This window comes from Capsulimonas corticalis (assembly GCF_003574315.2).
Classification (GTDB): domain Bacteria; phylum Armatimonadota; class Armatimonadia; order Armatimonadales; family Capsulimonadaceae; genus Capsulimonas; species Capsulimonas corticalis.
Genome location: NZ_AP025739.1, coordinates 7604928 through 7622683 on the forward strand (window position 1 = coordinate 7604928; position 17756 = coordinate 7622683).

The 17756-nt window shown below is 58.8% G+C and carries 17 protein-coding genes; 2 read left to right on the forward strand and 15 right to left on the reverse strand.

Translation table 11 applies throughout. From position 1 onward, the window contains the following. Window positions 1–62: 62 nt before the first annotated feature. A complete protein-coding gene (locus tag D5261_RS33150; protein WP_165863970.1) occupies window positions 63–869 on the forward strand; it encodes an ATP-grasp domain-containing protein in 807 nt (268 codons plus the stop codon). 88 nt (window positions 870–957) lie between these two features. Here the strand turns inward: D5261_RS33150 and D5261_RS33155 are convergent, their stop codons facing one another. Beyond that, window positions 958–4002 (reverse strand): hypothetical protein, encoded by a 3045-nt coding sequence (locus D5261_RS33155; RefSeq protein ID WP_125205812.1) that lies wholly within the window; start codon window positions 4000–4002, stop codon window positions 958–960. Between the two features lie 18 nt (window positions 4003–4020). Here D5261_RS33155 and D5261_RS33160 point away from each other — a divergent pair, with 18 nt between their 5' ends. Further along, the gene (locus tag D5261_RS33160) at window positions 4021–5778 is read left to right on the forward strand and encodes an alpha/beta hydrolase-fold protein (RefSeq protein ID WP_119319887.1); all 1758 of its coding nucleotides are present in this window, start codon (window positions 4021–4023) and stop codon (window positions 5776–5778) included. A gap of 97 nt (window positions 5779–5875) precedes the next feature. Here D5261_RS33160 and D5261_RS33165 read toward each other — a convergent pair whose 3' ends face one another. The 14 genes from D5261_RS33165 to D5261_RS33230 form a co-directional block, all read right to left on the reverse strand. Beyond that, complete coding sequence (locus tag D5261_RS33165; protein ID WP_119319888.1) at window positions 5876–6484, reverse strand: Uma2 family endonuclease; 609 nt, start codon at window positions 6482–6484, stop codon at window positions 5876–5878. Window positions 6485–6578: 94 nt separating this feature from the next. Then, the gene (locus D5261_RS33170; protein WP_165863971.1) at window positions 6579–8288 is read right to left on the reverse strand and encodes an FAD-dependent oxidoreductase; all 1710 of its coding nucleotides are present in this window, start codon (window positions 8286–8288) and stop codon (window positions 6579–6581) included. Window positions 8289–8364: 76 nt separating this feature from the next. Next, window positions 8365–10071: a right-handed parallel beta-helix repeat-containing protein gene (locus tag D5261_RS33175; protein ID WP_119319890.1), complete on the reverse strand. Its 1707-nt coding sequence runs from the start codon at window positions 10069–10071 to the stop codon at window positions 8365–8367. Between the two features lie 130 nt (window positions 10072–10201). Further along, entirely contained in the window at window positions 10202–10930 is a 729-nt protein-coding gene (locus D5261_RS33180) for a DUF899 domain-containing protein (RefSeq protein ID WP_119320283.1), read from the reverse strand. A gap of 44 nt (window positions 10931–10974) precedes the next feature. Further along, entirely contained in the window at window positions 10975–11388 is a 414-nt protein-coding gene (locus D5261_RS33185; RefSeq protein WP_119319891.1) for a VOC family protein, read from the reverse strand. Window positions 11389–11444: 56 nt separating this feature from the next. After that, window positions 11445–12611 (reverse strand): serine hydrolase domain-containing protein, encoded by a 1167-nt coding sequence (locus D5261_RS33190; protein ID WP_218025503.1) that lies wholly within the window; start codon window positions 12609–12611, stop codon window positions 11445–11447. Between the two features lie 81 nt (window positions 12612–12692). Next, window positions 12693–13103: a DoxX family protein gene (locus tag D5261_RS33195; protein ID WP_119319893.1), complete on the reverse strand. Its 411-nt coding sequence runs from the start codon at window positions 13101–13103 to the stop codon at window positions 12693–12695. Window positions 13104–13149: 46 nt separating this feature from the next. Next, window positions 13150–13512: a YciI family protein gene (locus tag D5261_RS33200; protein WP_119319894.1), complete on the reverse strand. Its 363-nt coding sequence runs from the start codon at window positions 13510–13512 to the stop codon at window positions 13150–13152. 44 nt (window positions 13513–13556) lie between these two features. Next, the gene (locus tag D5261_RS33205; protein ID WP_119319895.1) at window positions 13557–13853 is read right to left on the reverse strand and encodes a MoaD/ThiS family protein; all 297 of its coding nucleotides are present in this window, start codon (window positions 13851–13853) and stop codon (window positions 13557–13559) included. Then, entirely contained in the window at window positions 13850–14965 is a 1116-nt protein-coding gene (locus tag D5261_RS33210) for a WD40/YVTN/BNR-like repeat-containing protein (RefSeq protein WP_119319896.1), read from the reverse strand. The genes D5261_RS33205 and D5261_RS33210 overlap by 4 nt, the downstream gene beginning before the upstream one ends. A gap of 134 nt (window positions 14966–15099) precedes the next feature. Continuing rightward, window positions 15100–15609: an SRPBCC domain-containing protein gene (locus tag D5261_RS33215; protein ID WP_119319897.1), complete on the reverse strand. Its 510-nt coding sequence runs from the start codon at window positions 15607–15609 to the stop codon at window positions 15100–15102. A 46-nt stretch (window positions 15610–15655) separates the two neighbouring features. After that, the gene (locus tag D5261_RS33220; protein WP_119319898.1) at window positions 15656–16006 is read right to left on the reverse strand and encodes an ArsR/SmtB family transcription factor; all 351 of its coding nucleotides are present in this window, start codon (window positions 16004–16006) and stop codon (window positions 15656–15658) included. Between the two features lie 139 nt (window positions 16007–16145). Next, a complete protein-coding gene (locus D5261_RS33225) occupies window positions 16146–16502 on the reverse strand; it encodes a YciI family protein (protein ID WP_119319899.1) in 357 nt (118 codons plus the stop codon). A gap of 192 nt (window positions 16503–16694) precedes the next feature. Further along, entirely contained in the window at window positions 16695–17705 is a 1011-nt protein-coding gene (locus D5261_RS33230; protein ID WP_125205813.1) for a hypothetical protein, read from the reverse strand. Window positions 17706–17756: the final 51 nt, after the last annotated feature.

Genomic DNA, 17756 nt, shown 5'->3' on the forward strand with positions numbered 1-17756 from the left:
GGATCGAAAACACGAAGGCCGCCATGGGTATTATCCCATGGCGGCCTTTTTCTAGAATGCCAATGCATCAAACCACATGGATTCTGCAAGACATTCCATACAATCCCTCGCCCTCGATTGTGACTCTGGAGCGGGTCGTATTGGAGGCTGGGTATCGTTTGGTAAAGACGCCGGTCGTTCCTTTCAGCGATCGGATGCCGGACATTCCCGATGACATCCCTCTCCCCATTGTGATTTATGGGATGAACACGATGATCCAGACGACATCGCGGCATCCCAAATGGCGTCACGGCTTATTTTTTGAGCCGGAGAAGTTCGAGCCCGCCGCTTACACGCAGGCGCTGGGCGACCGGATGCTCAATTCGGACGCCCAGCTGCTGACATGCGAAGAACTCGCCGAATCGGGACTCAGCCCCACGGAGAAATTCTTTCTCAGACCGAACGACGATAGCAAAACATTTACGGGACAAGTGATGGATTTCCGCGAATTTTGGCGATGGTATCATCAAGAGCCCGGCGATGAAGAATATGTCGATTTGCACCCGGACATGCGGGTTCTCTATTCCACGCCAAAGACGATTAAGGCCGAATATCGAACGTTTATCCTGGATAGAAAAGTCATCGCATTAACGCAATATCTTCCGGAAGCCAGACTGCTCGCGTCGCCGGAAGTCATTGAGTTCGCCGAAGACATCGCCGCGCGGTACGCCCCATCGGAGGCGTTCGTATGCGACATCGCCGCAACGAACGAAGGATGGAAAGTCATCGAGTTCAATTGCATCAACGGCAGTGGTTTTTACCTCGCCAATGTGGATGCAATCGTTCGGTCACTCTCCGCCTGGCAAGAGCATCGGGTCACAGAAGCATAAAATGCGAAACAGCCTCAGAAATAGAAAACGATCGCTGAGGCTGATGTGCTGGCAGGATTGTGATTCCCATCCATAACGACGCCAATATTTAGCGGCTTGTGACAAAACGGACGGCGCTTAACCCAAAGCAGGAACCGCCATAATTCCCATTGACGTCCTCAGCGGCGATGATAATCGACTTCAGCGGCTGACTGGCAAGGACGTTGGGGATTGAAGTTGGCCCGTCTATCGGAGAACCAGTGGCGCGAGGCAGTTCGATGGTTTCATTCCGTGTCAAAGGACGCCACGTCGCGCCGTCGCTCGAACCGTAGATCCGCGCCTTTCGGAACCCGCGATCGGTGAGAGTTGCCTGATTGTGATTCCAGATCAGGATCGCGTCGACTTTTTGCGGCTTGGTGAAATGGAATTTCACCCACCCAGGCGAGAGGGGTAGACCAGACGCCGGAGCTTTGGCGACTGGGCCGTCCAGCGTATGCCACATCGTTTGAGCCGCTTCCGCATTATCGTGCAAAGCTCCTAACATTCCCGAACCATCCACCAAATGTTGCGGGGCTTGCAGGGGGCTATAGACAGAAGAAGCGGTAACAGCAATCATGTCTGCCGGGAGGACATGAGGCAATCGTGGAACCCCGAATCGAACGGCGCTCAGTCCATAGCAATCCCCGCCATAGTTGCCGCCTTCGACTTCCGCCGCAATAATTACCGATTTCAAGGGCTGTTCCGGGGAGTCGTTGGGGATAATCGACGGTAGTGCGGAAGGCCCCCCGTTTGCGCGCGGCACCTCAATGACGTTAGAGGACGTAAGCGAAATCCAAGTCGCGCCGTCGGCGGAGCCATAGATCCGAGTGCGTCGAAATCCCCGATCCGTCAGTGTCGGCTGGTTGTGGTTCCAGATCAGCAATGAAGCGAACCGCACTGGATGATCGAAATCAAAGCGCACCCATGCCGGCGATGGCGCGAGGCCGGCCACGGGCGATGTCGCTTCGAGATGCAAGGCGGTCTGCCACATTGTACCAGCGCCTTGCTCGTTGTCGTGAATCACCCCGGTCATACCTGCCCCGTCCACAAGATGCTTTGCTTGCTGAGTCTGGCTATACTCGCTTGATCCCTTGACCGTGACCTGATCCGCGGGGATGGAAGGGTTCATGCGTTCCAGTATAGTGGCCGCTGCGACGTCTCCTTGACTTGCGGCGCTGGCGAGGAGTTCCTGAGCTTTATCGTCGCTCTGCGAAACTCCAGAACCGTCAGAGTATCGCTGTCCCATTCGGAGCTGTCCGTAGGAGTCACCAGCTTCCGCCAATTTCTGGTCGTAGTCCACGGCGTCCGCATTTGCATGCGCCACATTGTTTTCTGTGAACTTCCCAGCGTAAGATGCAAGGTCGATGGCGGAAATGCCGGGGACGGTTTTCAGGTAATCGTAGATGCGGCGCCGGTCCTCTTCCCCGTGCGCGGCCGGATGGGACAGGAGGCCAAACTGTGTAACGAACTCCGCCAGTGTCCTCCAGTATTGGTCGCTCGCGGTGTTCGTCCCGGATTTTGCCGGGAATCCATTGCCGGGATGTCCATCAATGAGGGCTGGGTCCCCTTTCGCAGCCGCCTCGATCAGCATCAGATCCTGCATCGCATCGGGTGTCTGCTCGGCGAGGCGGTACCAGATCTCCGGGTTGAAAGGGTTCACTTGGAGCGTATTTCGAAGAAGCCTGACGCCGAGAGTTCTCTTGGCCTCGGAAGGCATGGCCCGGAAAATATTCGCCGCCATGCGCGTGTCTATATAAGACTTCAGGCCGATATTCATCGCCAGGGCGACCCCAAGGTGATATTCTGCCCCAGGCCAGTAATAAAGATCTCGAAAATGGATCTGCGTTCCCGGATCTTCGTCAAAATACCACTGAGCGCTGGTCACGTCCGGCCCTCCGGCAAAGGGCTGCTCAATCTCCGCAGTCCAGGCGCTGTCGACGTATTGGAACGTGATGAGATTGGCGTGCCCAGGCTGCCCGGACCACATCGCCGGCTTGTTCAGACCTGAGTATAAATCGACCGTTCCCTTGGAGATAGGAACGCATTCCCCGCCGTGGATGATGCGGTCCGGCCAGGCGTCCCAAAACCATTTGGATGGCTTTAGGGAATCGGGCATCACATCGTCATCTCCCCGATAGGGACCGTACGTGTGGTAGCGGTCGGGGCCGTGCTCGCCCTGAAACGCCTCCCAGATATAGTCCGCCTCACTCAGCGGAATGGGATGCGCCAGAGGCATTAGAAGCGGCCACGGCGCCATATCGATGGGAAACAGCGGCCAGGGCATTGGCTTGCCGTCTTGATCCGGCGTGGAGGAGGGCGTGCTTGTGTTGAGCGCGGCGAGATGGCTCATCCAGACAATCGTAGACGGTTTTGGATCGCGAGCCGCCGGACGCTGCCCCAGAAGCACCATCGCATTTTTGAGACACTCTCCGAATGGAACGGATTTGTGGACTTCGTCGATGAATTTGCTGGAAACTTGATGCTGCCCTAGAAAAACCCGCAGCCGCTCTTGGAGCGACGCGTCCTGATACAGATCGCCGGCCGAAACGTGGGACTCCGTCATGAAATCCGCCAGATAATGAATAAAATCTCTCTCCTCGGCGGAAGCGGGAGTCTGCAGCGAATCATTGCCCCAAAAACCTGGCTGATAATCGCGTCCAATATTCTTGCTTTCGTCGGATGTTTCGACTCCCTTAATCCGTTTCGACACCGCCATCGCGATAGCAAGTGAGCGATACTTCGACATCAAATCCGCAGGCAACTGCTCGCGCAGCTGCGCATAGTTCTGGAGGATGCTGGGGTCCGGTGGAAAAACACTCCCGAACATCGCTGTTCGCACCCCATCATGCTGCTGGACTTCGGCCAGACATTTCGCTGGAACATCCTGGTTATTTCGACGCAATTCCTGGACGACAGTTTTTTGCGCCCAGTTCAGATAGGCGCTCCGCACCTCTGGAGTCAATATTCCACCACTCTTTTGAAGCAAAGGACCGATCGCGGCGTAACAGTCTTTGCTCACAACTGTGGCGTCCGGCATCGTGTTCGCCGCAGGACTTGCCAAAGCCGCTGATGAAAGTCCCAGAACCGCAAAAATCGCGAGTATCGATCGGATCATAATGTCTCCCGTGGATAGATGACCAAGAATATTCCTTTTCTTATGGTATTCTCACACTTGCAGCAATTGCCAGACAAGGAGAGCTCATTTATGTCGGCTTGTGCAGGGACGAACGGTATTAATATACCGTTTCAACGCCGTATTCGTATGGAGAACTTCGATGATGGCGGGCTTTCGACGGGACCGAGACGAATCGAGATCTATCTGCCCGAAAATTACGAGGAAACCGACGAGCGTTATCCTGTCATCTATTTCAGTGACGGTGGCAATGCATTCTCCCGTCCCGGCGCGACAATGGCTGTAGATGCGGCGTACGATCAGCTCATTGATGACGGGCTGATTAACCCAGGGATATTCGTCGCCATCGGCTTGGCAAGTGTGGCGAGCCGGCTCGAATCCTTCACGCCGACGACACACAGGAGCGGCGGTGGCCTGGGAGGATATTACCGATTCATCTCCGAACGGCTCAAACCCTACATCGATACCCACTACCGAACCAAGCCGGAACCAGCTTCCACAGGGATCGCCGGATACTCTTCGAGTGGATCGGCAGCCTTTATCATGGCTTATACTCACCCGGAAACATTCGGTCTCGCCGGCTGCATGTCGCCAAGCTTGTGGTCGGATCATCGATACTCTCTCAAGCTGCTGACGGAGGGGAACGGCGCAAAGAGACCGGTTCGATTCTGGCTTGATGCGGGAGGCGGAGAATACGAGATGTGGGGAGACGTTACAAGCGCGAGCCATCTGCTGGAGCAGCATGGCTGGATCCCCGGCGACGATCTGGCCGCCTACTTCGATTATCCCGCCGATCACAACTTTGAAGCCGGCGCAGGGCGAATGCGCCAAATGCTCCACTTTCTGCTGCGGAACTCTCCCTATGAATTGGAACGATACCAGCTTGTGTCTGCAACAAACCTGGAGGCAGAGAAAATTGATCTTAGCTCTGGGGTTCGAGGCATTGTCGGCGCGGAAGCCTGGTATACCAATGGGTTTCGCCTGACGGTCCCTCACCCGAATCTCACCCTCGCGGACACAGCGATTGCAGTCCTGGATACACACGACCCAATTCGGCTTCACGGTGTCTCACAAGGCGAAACGACGATCTCATCGACTTACCACGGCTATATGGCGTCATTGCCCATCATCGGCTGCGATCCGGACAATCTCGTGAATTATTTGCCGTGTCCTCAATCGGATATCGTCCCCAATGCGTCGGGTAGCCTTACCGAAACCTTCGCCCTGCCCTACTCGATCGACGACACGCAGCAGAAAACACTGGCCCGCTTCGGCGTCTCGTATGACGAAGCGCATGTTCATATTGCCGTTCATGTCTTGGACAGCACAGTCATCATCGAACCAGGCAAACTGCCCTGGGAGCAGGATGCAGTCGAGATCAATATAGACATACGGCCGGAAGAAGACATACGAACCGTGATCAGTTCGTATACAAATTCTCTGGCGTTTTACTTAGTTCCAAGAAGCCCCGACGGATTGATCTGTATCTACGATCCAGAAACGTGTGGATGGACCGACGCCCTGCCGCCCGGCATCCATGGCTCATGCGCCGCCGCGCCCGGTGGCTACAATGCCGTACTCTCGATCCCCGCCAGCGAATGGCGCAGCCGCCAGGGCGATCCCTGGAAGACCTTCCGCCTGAATATTCGCATCAACAGTGTCGATGTCATCGGCGGTCCAGCGACGGAGACATGCTGGCAAATAGCTTGGGAGAAATTTTTGAGCCCGATTGGAACGGGAGTATTTCGAAGACAGTAAAGAGATCGCCCAAATTTGAGCGCGACTCAAAATGCAGGGCGGCCGCCAAAGGAAATTCCTTCGGCGGCCGTTTTTGCGCGCCGCTGATTTTGCGAATTTATGGAAGTATTTCGTCCACCGCAATACTTCGTCCAGGCGTCAATAGCGGCTCAACGCTGTCGCCGGCGCGGTGGGCCGTAATCTCAACATACCCTGTCTCCGTCGGCTGGCGATAAACCTCAATCTGTGTGTCCACAAGGTTGACAATCCAGTATTCTGGAATATGGGCGTCGGAATAGAGCCGGGCTTTAATGGTGCGGTCGTAGGTAAGTGTGCTATCGGAAATCTCGACGATGAGCTGGATGTCGTGCTGGTTAGGATGCCATGTCAGATATTCGCGCCATGAGCCTGTGGCGACGACGACATCCGGCTCCGGCTCGCTGGGATTGGTCGCGTCTCCGAGCGTCATGGGGACTTGTGTCCTGATAGTAAATCCGATGCCGAATGCAGATTCTAAAAGCGCCGCAAGGGGATTCGTCAGCGCAGCGTGCGGCGGACTTGCTGGAGCCATTTCGATGATTGCTCCTTCGATCATCTCAACACGCTGGTCGCGAAAGATGCCAATGTCGCCCATCGTGTAGTAGTCATCGCGACTAAAGAGATGTCGATGCAGCCCGCTCAATCCAGCGCCATTGGCGGAACGAATCTCGTGCTCCAGAATCGCCATGACATCCTCCAATCACATAACATCTCGAAAATTTATTGTACCTGGATGACGCTGGGATTATTGGTCCTTTGCCAGACCGGATCGCTTTGAGGCTTTATCTCCCAAACGCCGGCACATCGCTCCATCGGTTTGGGATTCCATCGGCCGCCAGCTCGCTTTGAAACGCCGACAGCAGCGCGGGGTCGGCGCGGACTTGGTGTGGCTCAACATGGTGTTCCAGGCAGAAGGCTGCGAGGCGGCCGGCGATTTCTCCGATGAGCCAGGCTTGGGGATGGACGCGGAGGGATGCGGCGGCGAGGCGGCTGGCGCCGATGTTTTTGGAGGCGGGGAGGACGTTGCTGGGGCCGGATCGGGCGATGAAGGCGCCGAGCGGGATTTCGTATGGCAGGGCGGACTTCAGCAGCGGCGGTTCGTTCCGGCTGGGGTGGATGTCGATCGCGTACAGGCCGATGCCGACGGAGTCGAAGAATTCGGTTCCGGCCGCTGCGTCCGGGTTTTCTTCGGTCGGCAGCATGTCGTTTTCGCGGATGACATATTCGGACAGCAGACGGCGGGATTCCCGGATGTAGGGCAGCACGCCAAAGCCGTCGCCGCCAAGTACGTCTCCGGCGGCCTGCATCTCGGGGTAGCCGGTTCCGCCGTCGTCGCGTGGGCACTCGGTTTGCAGCCAGTAAAGGAATCCCTGCGCGAACGCCTTGGCGCGAATCAGGATGCGAAGCTGTTCCTGAGGCGCCTTGCCGATGAAGCTTTCCAGATGAAAGTCGTTCCCGCTCCAGTTGATCAGAGCGATGTCCTGGGCGTACTGCGGGTTCCGGTCGAAGCTGGACGCCGCGACGAGGCGCCGGTATGTCCAGAACGGTCCGGCGGCCCCGGGAGCCTTTTCGAAGACTTTGTAGGGGACGGGGCCGCGTGGTTCGGGATACTTGTAGATAAGAGAGTATTCGCCCAGCGATTTGAAGTATTCATATTCGTCTGGTTTCGACGCCGTGGGCAGGACGGCGTCCGGGTTCCAGCGCACATCGAACGAATAGGTGAAGCTCTGGATCCAGTCGGGGTGGGCTTGCGACGGCGCGTCCGGCTCGTGATAGGCGCCCTGCGCCTCCTGCCCCAGCGTCCACGGCGCGCCCGAGAGGTTGAGGACATCGCCCAGTTCGCCCGCGTCCAGCACATACTGCGCGCCGATCCGGATAATCTTTCCCGTGTCCAGATTGACAAAATCCAAATAGCTCACTTTTCCGTTGCCGGGATAACGCTGGACGGCGACGAGCTGATGGCGCAGCAGAACGCGTCGAATCCCAGATGGCCCCATCCATGGCTTCAGTCGATCCCAGAGGGCGGCTTCCCAAACGTTCGGCTCGCCCGAAGTCGTTCCGACCCAGCACTGGCCGACATTCTTTTGGCGAGGCGCCTGGATGCCGGAAAGCTGGGCGTAATGGTCCCATACTTGCCGGCGCAGCGCCCGGTAGTGCGGCGTCCCCGGTCCGGGGATTTGATCGATAAACCGGTTCTCATCCGGGGTGCTGACGCCCTGAGTCGTTAGTTGTCCGCCAAGGTGCGATGTCAGCTCCACCAGGATCACGGAGATTCCTCGCCGCGCCAGATCCTCCGCCGCTGCGGACCCGCCCAAGCCGCCGCCGACAATGAGCGCCTGGCATGTCGGCACATCGGTGGGGAACCGGCCGACGGGCGACAGACACAGACGCTCAGGGTCGAGCGCCACGCGCGGCGCGGCGTGGGCGATTGCGGGGGAGATCAGGAAACACGCGGCGGCGCAAAGCCGCCAGGAGAAGGAGGGTCGGGGCATACGGGATCTCATTCACGTCGACGATTGGCTGGATCGCTCCGTGAATAAGATACCCGTTTTGACGACGGCGCGGCGTTCAGCGAATGATGTTGCCCTTGTTTGTCACATTGTCACAGTCCGTTGTGACAATGGCGTCGTCCTTTTGCCGCTCGGCGAGCCAGCGGATATAATCGGCGTTCTTGGACGCGGTCGCTCGAATCGTGACATTGTTCGTGATCGCCAGCCGATCCGTGGAGGTGATCTTCAGCGACGGCAGCACCGAGCCGATGACTTTGTTTCCGGAGATTGTGATGTGGCGATGCGCGCCCGCCGGCGCGACCGCGCCGGTTCCTCCGGTGGCCGTGACGGTGATCGCGGAGCGGCGGCAGTTGACGATGGTGTTGTTCTTAATGACGACATTGTTTGAGCTGCCCGACTCCAGCCACCAGTACTCCGGAGTCACCAGGATCGCCTCCATCCAGGAACCGGTAATCGTATTCCCGGACACCTCGCCGTCGCTCGCCTTGATCAGAATGCCGCGCGAGCGATTGAACCCAAAATCGCAGTTCTTCACGGCGAAGCCGTTGCCGGTGCGCCGGGCCGAGCAGATCAGCGATCCCATCGGCAGATCGGCGTCACGATCGATCGTCACTTTGTAGGCGTCGGGGGTCCATTGCGTGCGCAGGCCAGCGTCCATCTGCTGCTTGCTCAGAAACTCCCGCTCGGCGTCCGTGATCTTGCCGTCGGGCTCGACCTTGGTGACCACGGCGTCGGGCAGACGCGCGCCGGAATAAGTCAGCAGCTCCACTGGCTCGCCCGGTGCGTAGATGTCATCCTTCACCAGAACGCGCAGCACATTCCCCTGCCGCGACGTGATCATATTGTAGCTGCCGTGGATGTTGACACAGTCGTCGCCCATAAATTTGGCGCTGCATCCCAGGTAGGACGGCCCCTTGGCGGCGCCGCCGCTATGGTAAGCATCGGCGTCCAGGGAACGCATGCGCGGGTCCGCGCGATGGACGATATCCTCGGCCGGCGGACACCGATCGATCCGGCAGTGGGAATAGATGCTAGCGCTGCACCCGAATTCGATAAATCCAAAGCAGTTGGAGGCGTAGACCGTGATGTTCTCCAGCTTCGTTCCGACGCTATGATCCAGCGTCACCGCATGCGGCGCGCTCCCATCCGGCGCGTGCTCCGCGCCGATCACAATGATATCGCCGATCTGCTCCGGATCGTTCGCGCTTCCCGAGCCCTTGGTCACGCGCAGGTGACTCGCATCGACCGCTTCGATCTTGGAGACATCGCAGTCGTCACGCCGCAGCGTACGAGTATCGGGCCGAAAGACTTCATACTTGAAATTGGTCGCCTGGTCCGCCGCCGGATATCCGGCGAACAGCTCGATGTCAGTGACCTTTTTGTCCGCGCTCAGCGCCGTGATCTTCCCTTGCGTGAAGGGCAAGGGATCGTAGTCGATCTTCAGCCCGCGCACGGTCAGCCCATCGCATCGATCAATCGAGAGAGCGCGCGTTGTCTGCGTGCAGATCATTTCGACGCCATCGGCAACGATCGTCACGCCGTGCAGATCCGCCAGCCGTAAATGCTCCGCGTGATGCGGCGTCACGCGATACATCCCCGGCGGAATGACGATCCGCTTCTGACCCGCCTGCACGGCCTTATCCACATACCCCTGAATATCGAAGTCTTTTCCCATCGGCGCCGCCATGGCGCCGACCGGCAAAAAAGCGCCGGCGGCGACAAACGCTCCGGCGGCCACGACAGCAATGGCGTCTTTCAATTGCATAATGTTCTCATCAATCCATCGATCGAATTATTCTCTGGTTGATTATTATAACAATATGACATTGATTTGTACAGAGGCTATTTTCCGATGGCGCCCGGCCCCCTAGCGGGAGCCGGACGCCGTATTCTTCTTAGCCGTAAGTTGGCTTTTGCGGCCATCCGGGAGGCGAGTCTTCAAAGTCCTCCTGGCGGCCGTACGGAGTGACATCAAGGATATTGTAAGAGTCGGTGATGTCTTCCACTCCTCGCTCGAAGGTGGAGTAGGTGTGAAACACATCGTCGCCGACGCGGAAGAAGACGCTCAAGCCCGGAGTTTCTCCGGGGGTAATGGGCCGCCCGTTCTTTTCTTCAATCTCCGCTTTGCTGCGATAGTTATACTCGATGGGCGCAACGCTTTCGTCGAGCGTCGCATGGAAGTCGTAATTGAAATCGCTTCCAAAGGACGAATACCAGGAAATATCCCATCCCTTGCTCGCCTTGTACGCCTCCAGTTTCGCCAGAGGAGCGCGGGAAATCACGGCGAAGGCTGTGTCGCGCTCGGCCAGCATGGACAGATCGCCGATGGCGTCCACAAAGCCTGTACACCCCATGCAGCCCTTTTCCCATTCGGGATCGAACATGAAGTGGTAGATCACCAACTGATGGCGGCCTTCGAATAAGTCGACCAGGGTCTTCTTTCCCTGGGGAGTATCGAAAATGTATTGTTTCTCCAGCCTGACCATGGGAAGCCGGCGGCGCTCGGCGTTCACGCGGTCACGCTGCCTTGTGAATTCCTTCTCATTCGTCAGAAGCTTTTTGCGCTCGACGAGCCATTCGTCTTGCGATACGATCTTTGGAATTGCGGTCTCCGTAACAGTCATGGAACTAATCCTTTCGACGACGGCCGGCGGCCCGGCCATCTTGGTTATTTCGCGGCCTTCTCGTAGTTGAGTCCCCACCGGATTTCGAATTTGTCGGTGAGGTGACCAAATTTCGAGCCCCAGAAGGAGTCGCCCAGCGGGCACATGATGCTTCCTCCTTCGGAGAGTTTGGCGAATAATCGATCGATCTCTTCCTCGCTTTCGCACGTCACCATCAGCGACATATTGTTCCCTGTCACAAGCCCATCCAACACCATGTCGGACGCCATCAGGAGAACGCCGCCGTTTGTCAGGGCTGAGTGCAGCACGCCTTGGCGCGCTTCCGGCGGCATATGCTCCTCGATGGGAGAGCCGGCGATCGTCTGAATCTCCAGGTCACCGCCAAAGCATTCTTGATAGAACGCCATCGCCTCACGGGTGTTGCCTTTGAAGTGGATGTAACCGTTGATCAGAGTCATGTTCCGTTTCCTTTCCTGAGATTGTTCTGGTCATTGAAATCGCGGGACGCGGGCCGTCAATCGTCGATCGCCTGATAGGCCAGCGTCCAGAAGTCCTGATATGTGCAAATATCGTCGGCGCTCATCATAATGCGCTGAGTCAACAGGGCGCCCGCCAGATTCTCGCGCGGATCGGCGCGCCAGGTTACGCCAAAGCCGCCGTCCCAGCCGTAGGTTCCCGGGCTCCAGGCGACGCCGTCGCGCCGTGTCGTCACGCTCATGCCAAGCCCCCAGCCCTGGTTATCCCAAAAGCCGGGATAGAACGGGGACACCGCCTTTTGCTCCGGCGTGATCTGATCGGTCGTCATGAGCTCGATGGCGGGACGCGAGAGAATTCGGCGCGCGCCATAGCGCCCCATGCCAAGCATCATCTGGCTGAAGGCGCACAGGTCGTCGGCGGTCGAGACCAGGCCGCCGCCCCCGGATTCGAACGGCGGCGGCTGCGACCAGCGGCCGCCGCGCGCGGAATCGAAGACCGTGAGTCCGCCGGACGCCGCATCAGGATGATAAGGCGTCGCCAGCCGGTCCAGCTTGGATTCGGGAACAGAGAATCCCGTATCCCTCATGCCGAGCGGCTCGAAGATCCGCTCCTCTAAGAGCTGGCCCAGGCTGACGCCGGCGACACGGGCGATCAGCACCCCAAGCACATCGGCGCCGGTGTGATACATCCAGCGCTCGCCCGGCTGATGCGCCAGCGGCAGGGAGCCGAGACGCTCGATCCAGAGATCGGGTGAGAGTGTCGGCGGATTTGGACCGGGAGACATTCCCGCCTCCTCAATCGCCGTCTGGACGGGATACTGTCCGGGAGGCGCCGCCACATACCCATAGCCGAGCCGGAATGTGAGCAGGTCGCGCAGCGTGATCGGGCGAGCGGCCGGCACGGTGTCGTCCATTGCGCTGTCGATCGCACGGAGGACCTTTCGGTCCGCAAGCTCCGGAAGCCAGGGGTCCACGGGATCGTCAAGCCGCAGCTTGGTTTCTTCCACGAGGGTCATCGCCGCCGCCGCGACAATCGGCTTGGAGACGGACGCGATTCGAAAAATCGTGTCGCGCCGCATCGGCGCCCGGCTTTCCAAATCCTGCACGCCATGCGTCGTGACGTGAACCTCACCCTCGCGATAGAGCAGCGCAACCAGGCCGGGCAAGTAACCGCGATCGACATAATCGCCCAGCAAAGCGGACATACGTTCGATTCTCAGCGCCGAGAATTCCCTCGATTTTGACATTCGACTCCCTCTGTTGCGTTTTACTTGGATTTTCGTCTCTTAGCTGCGGATCGGCAGCAGCGCGCGCAGGCGACTGTCGCGCAGAAACAATCCGCCCCAGATCAAGGCGCCCATTATGCCGGGAAACAGAACCGGAAAGATGTCGGCGCCGACGCGCACATGGCTCGCGGTCGCGCCGCCCAGATAGCCAGTCAGAAGGATCGCGCCCAGCACGGCGGTTTGAGGGATCGCATACAGGATCGTACAGACCAGCAGCAGGATCCCAATGCCAAGAGTCAGGCCATCCGGGTAGCCAAGTTTGGTCATCGCATCGACAACGGGCGCGGGAGTCGGGTGCATCAACTTCATGATGCTGTCCATCAGCAGCATCAGCACCGTCAGCCCGCTCAAAACACGTCCGATCCAGAGCATCTTATTCGAGACAGGCACAGCTTGCGCGGTCGTTTCCATAGATTTTTCCTTCCGACGTTCTGCCATTGCGCCTTTCCCACGAGCTTCACTCGTGGGAAAGGGGTAAGCCCGAGATTTCCATGACCGGACGAACCTCGACGGTCCCCTTCTTCGCCATTGGGATCTGCTCGGCGACGGCGATCGCGGCGTCCAAGCCTTCGGCGTCGATGAGGAAGTATCCCCCGAGCTGCTCGCGCGTTTCGGCGAATGGGCCGTCCGTGACCAGGCTCTTGCCGTCGCGCACCCGGACGCTGCTCGCGGACGATGTCAGGTGCAGCGGTGAGGCGTCGAGATATTGCCCCGCCGATTGCAGCCGATGCGCAAGCTTCGCGGAGTCGCTGTAGCACTGTTCGCGCTCGGTCTTACTCAGGGCCAGTTCGTCGCCGTAAATCAGCAGCATATATTTCACGAAGTTGTCTCCATTTGTGTTTGCGTTGTGTCCGGAGGCCGGCGTTACCCTCCCGCCATGGCCCCAATAATGAGAAACGGCTCCCTGCCCTGCCCGACGGCGTCGGGCAGGGGCGCATCCGGCGATTCGTGCGATAGATCCTGGCCGCAGGCGAAGAACCGCAGAAATGGGCGGCGCTTCTGCGTGGCGTGATCGCGGATCGTGCCGCGCAGGGCCGGATAGCCGGTTTCCAGGGCGTCCAGCACCGAGCGCTGAGTTACCGGCCCGTCGACTTCGATCTCCACCTCGCCATCGACACGCGCCAGGGTTCTGAGATGCGCCGGCAAAACGACGACGATCATGGCAGTGTCTGCACCTCGACGGACAGAACGGCCGGCAAGTCCCGGACAATCGCCGTCCAGGTATCGCCGCTGTCAGGCGAGACGTACACCTGGCCGCCGGTCGTGCCGAAGTACACGCCGCACGAGGGCAGCGAGTCGATCGCCATGGCGTCACGCAACACGTTCACATAGCAGTCGCTTTGCGGCAGGCCGTTCGTCAGCGCCTCCCACTCATCGCCGCCGGTCCGGCTTCGGTAAACGCGCAGCTTGCCGTCCGGCGGAAAGTGATGTGAATCACTCGTGATCGGCACGACATAGATCGTCTCCGGCTCGTGCGCGTGGACTTCGATGGGAAACCCGAAGTCGCTCGGCAAGTTGCCGCTGACCTCACGCCAGCTGTCGCCGGAATCGTCGCTGCGCATGACGTCCCAATGCTTCTGCATAAACAGCACGTTCGGGCGCGACGGGTGCATCGCGATGCTGTGGACGCAGTGGCCGACATCGGCGGCGGGGTCCGGAAGTTCGAACTCGGACCGCAGCCCCTTGTTGATCGGAAGCCAGGTCTGGCCGGCGTCATCGCTGCGGAACGCGCCCGCCGCCGAGATCGCGACGAAGATCCGATTGGGATCGGCGGGATCCAGCAGGATCGTGTGCAGGCACATTCCGCCGGCGCCCGGCTGCCAGAGCGGCCCCTTGGCGTCGCGCAGGCCGCACAGCTCGTTCCAGGTCTTCCCGCCGTCGTCCGACCGGAACAGGGCGGCGTCCTCCGCTCCCGCGTAGACCACATCCGGATCGGTCAGTGACGGCTCCAGGTGCCAGATCCGCTTGAACTCCCACGGATGCTGCGTGCCGTCATACCATTGGTGCGTGCCGGGAACGCCCTCGTAGCAGAATTCGTTGCCTTTGGGATCCCAGGTCTGGCCGCCGTCGTCCGAACGCTGGATCAGCTGGCCGAACCAGCCGCTGGACTGCGAGACATAGATCCGGTTTGGGTCCGCCGGCGAGCCTTTGAGATGATAGATCTCCCATCCTGGGAAGTGCGGCCCGCTGACATTCCATTCCCGCCGCTCTTCATCCGAGGTAAGAATAAAAGCGCCCTTGCGCGTGCCGACCAGAACCCGAACTCCGCTCATGCATGGCTCCTTCCGAGTCTCTCGCCGGCGCTCATTTTCGACCGTTCCTATGACTTAGTCGAATACGGCGCCGGCGAATCGACATTCCGACAGAATTATTTTTTCGCGCTGCCGAGTCGATTATATCGGACTTTTTACAAGGACGCCAGATATGTCTCCAGTTGATCGAAGGTTCCGGCAAAGCCCTGCTGCATGCTGCCGAACATGCCTTCAAACGCCGCCTGCTCGGCCTCGGTCGCGTTGATCGGTCCGCCGCGCAGCGTCATCGTCGTCTTGCCGTCCTGCTCGGTGAATGTCACCACATTCAGCACCTCCAGCGGCCATGTGTCGCTGAAGAAAGCGCGCGTGATCTCGCCCTCGGGATTCGAAAAGGAGGTGACGAACACGAGCCGCTCCGGGGCTTCGATCTCGCGATAGACGAATTTGCCCCACATCTCCTGACCTTGCGCCGATGTCATGCTGTAATGAAATACGCCGCCCGGCCGAAATTCGAGGGTGGCGACGCCCAGCGTGAAGCCCTTCGGCCCCCACCAGTGCGCCAGACGCTCGGCCTCGCCCCAGGCTTTGAAAACCAGCTCGCGCGGCGCATTAAAGATGCGTGTGATCACCAGTTCTTTCTCCGTAACGTTATCGATTGTTTCCATGGTCATTCTCCTTTTTGTAGTATTCCGCACACGATCATCTTCGACATTATTCGCTGCGCTCATTTCCCTTCTCCTGTCCCTGCACTTCGCGAAGATAGACATCCAGACGATCAAAGCTTTCCTCCCAAAATCGATGGTATTGCTCCACCCAATCGGAGACGTCCCGAAGCGGCCTGGCTTCGAGCCGACAGGGCCGCCACTGCGCGTGACGCCCACGGGTGATGAGACCGGCGCGCTCCAGCACCTTGAGGTGCTTGGTGACGGCGGGCGCGCTGATGGAGAACGGCTCGGAGAGATCCTTGACCGACGCTTCACCGGAGGCGAGGCGCGCGAGGATCGCGCGGCGGGTCGGGTCGGCAAGAGCCGCGAAGGTGGCGCTGAGTTGATCGTGAGACATCTTAAATACCCTGTTCATTAATTAACCGAACGGTGAATTATAAAAGACAAATGGACGTTTGTCAAATATTTTTTTCTGACCGCTCTCGGATCCCGGTGGACGCCGCCTTGGGATCGAGCAGTCCTCGATCCCAGGACGGTTATTCCGGCCTTAACTCATTGACCGGCCGGACCTCAACGCCCCCGATACGCGCCGACGGGATCTTGGACGCCAGACGGATCGCGTCGTTCAGGTCCGTCGCTTCGATCAGATAGTAGCCGCCCAGCTGCTCCTTCGTCTCCACAAACGGACCGTCCGTGATGGAGACGCTCCCATGACGCACCCGTATGCTGGTGGCCGTTTTGACGGATTGCAGCGCATTCGCGGAAAGGCCGCGCCCGGTGCTTTCGAGCTCGGCTTTATAAGCCAGAGCGTCGTCCACCAGCGCGTCGTACTCGGCCTGCGTGAGAGCCTCCAGCGATCCTTCTTCATGGTAGACCAGGCACAGATATTTCATGCTCCCCCCATTTTCCTCCGGCGCGCCCGCCGTGGATTGCTCTTACACGGATTAGTCGCGCGGCGAAGCCCCAAATCGACAATTGTTTTGAAAATCGCAAAAAATATTTTTTGAGCCGTTTCCAATACGCAAAAAAGCCCGCGCCAAATGAGGCGCGGGCGAGTGACCGATGTCGTTGTGCGTGTCCGGGTGTTAAAGGCCCCAGATGCCGCCATAGTAGCTCATATTCCACAGGGTGTTCGTATTTTGCAGCGAGAACGAACTGCCGGGAACGTACGACCAGGCGAGCATTCCGTAGTAGCCCTTGTTGTTGGCGTCGTTGCAGAAGTTGTCCACGAAGCTTTGATCCTGAGCCGCCGAATAGTTGGCCCAGCCGCTCCCCGCGTTCGGACCGTACTCGCCCATAAAGAGCGGCGCGTTGCCGACATTCGCCGGCGTCACCGTAATCGGGATCGTGTTCGTGCTGTAGACATGGCAGTCGTAGAAGTCGAAGCCAAGGCCGCCCAGCGTTGTCCAGAAGTTGTAGATCAGCGCGTTGGGCTGATCCGTGCTCATGGTGACCCAATTCCCGGAAATGCTGTGCAGCGCGACACGGCCGTCGTTGCCGAAGTTGCGGAGATCGGGCCAGCTCAGGCCCGAATAGTTGCATTCGTTCATCAGGTCGAAGCAGCAGAGATACGGCTGGAGCGCCCGCGCCACCGGCAGCAGCGCATTGTTGATGAACTGCGATCGGTAAACGGTGGCGATATTGGGATGTTTTTGCACGTCTCCCGGCGCCAGGAACGTCACATAGACGTTGATGCCGTGATTGTTCGCGCGGCGGACAAAGTCCACCAGGTTGTTGATGAAGACCTGAGAAACGCCGGTGCAGGGGTTATCGCAGTTGTTTCCCTGGAACGACAGCCCGCAGAAATCCTCCATGGTCCAGATCCGCACAATGTTCATGTGCTTGCTCTGGATATCGGCGAAGTAGCCTTCCACCGTGGAGGCGTTGTAGTTCGGGCCGTAACCAGGATAGAAAAAATCCATCCCGAAGTCCGCGCCGTAGGCCATCCACGGCATATTGACTCCAAACCAGCCGGGGCTGGCCTGCGCCTGCTTGGGAGTGCCGACCGTCATTGCAAGAATTGCAATAGTTGCAATTAAAAACAGTCGTGCGGCATTCTTGACGCGATGCGACAGCGCAATCGTGTGTTCGTTCATTCGTTCCCCTATCCAGGCGATATCATCGCCGGCAAATACATCTGTTCAACA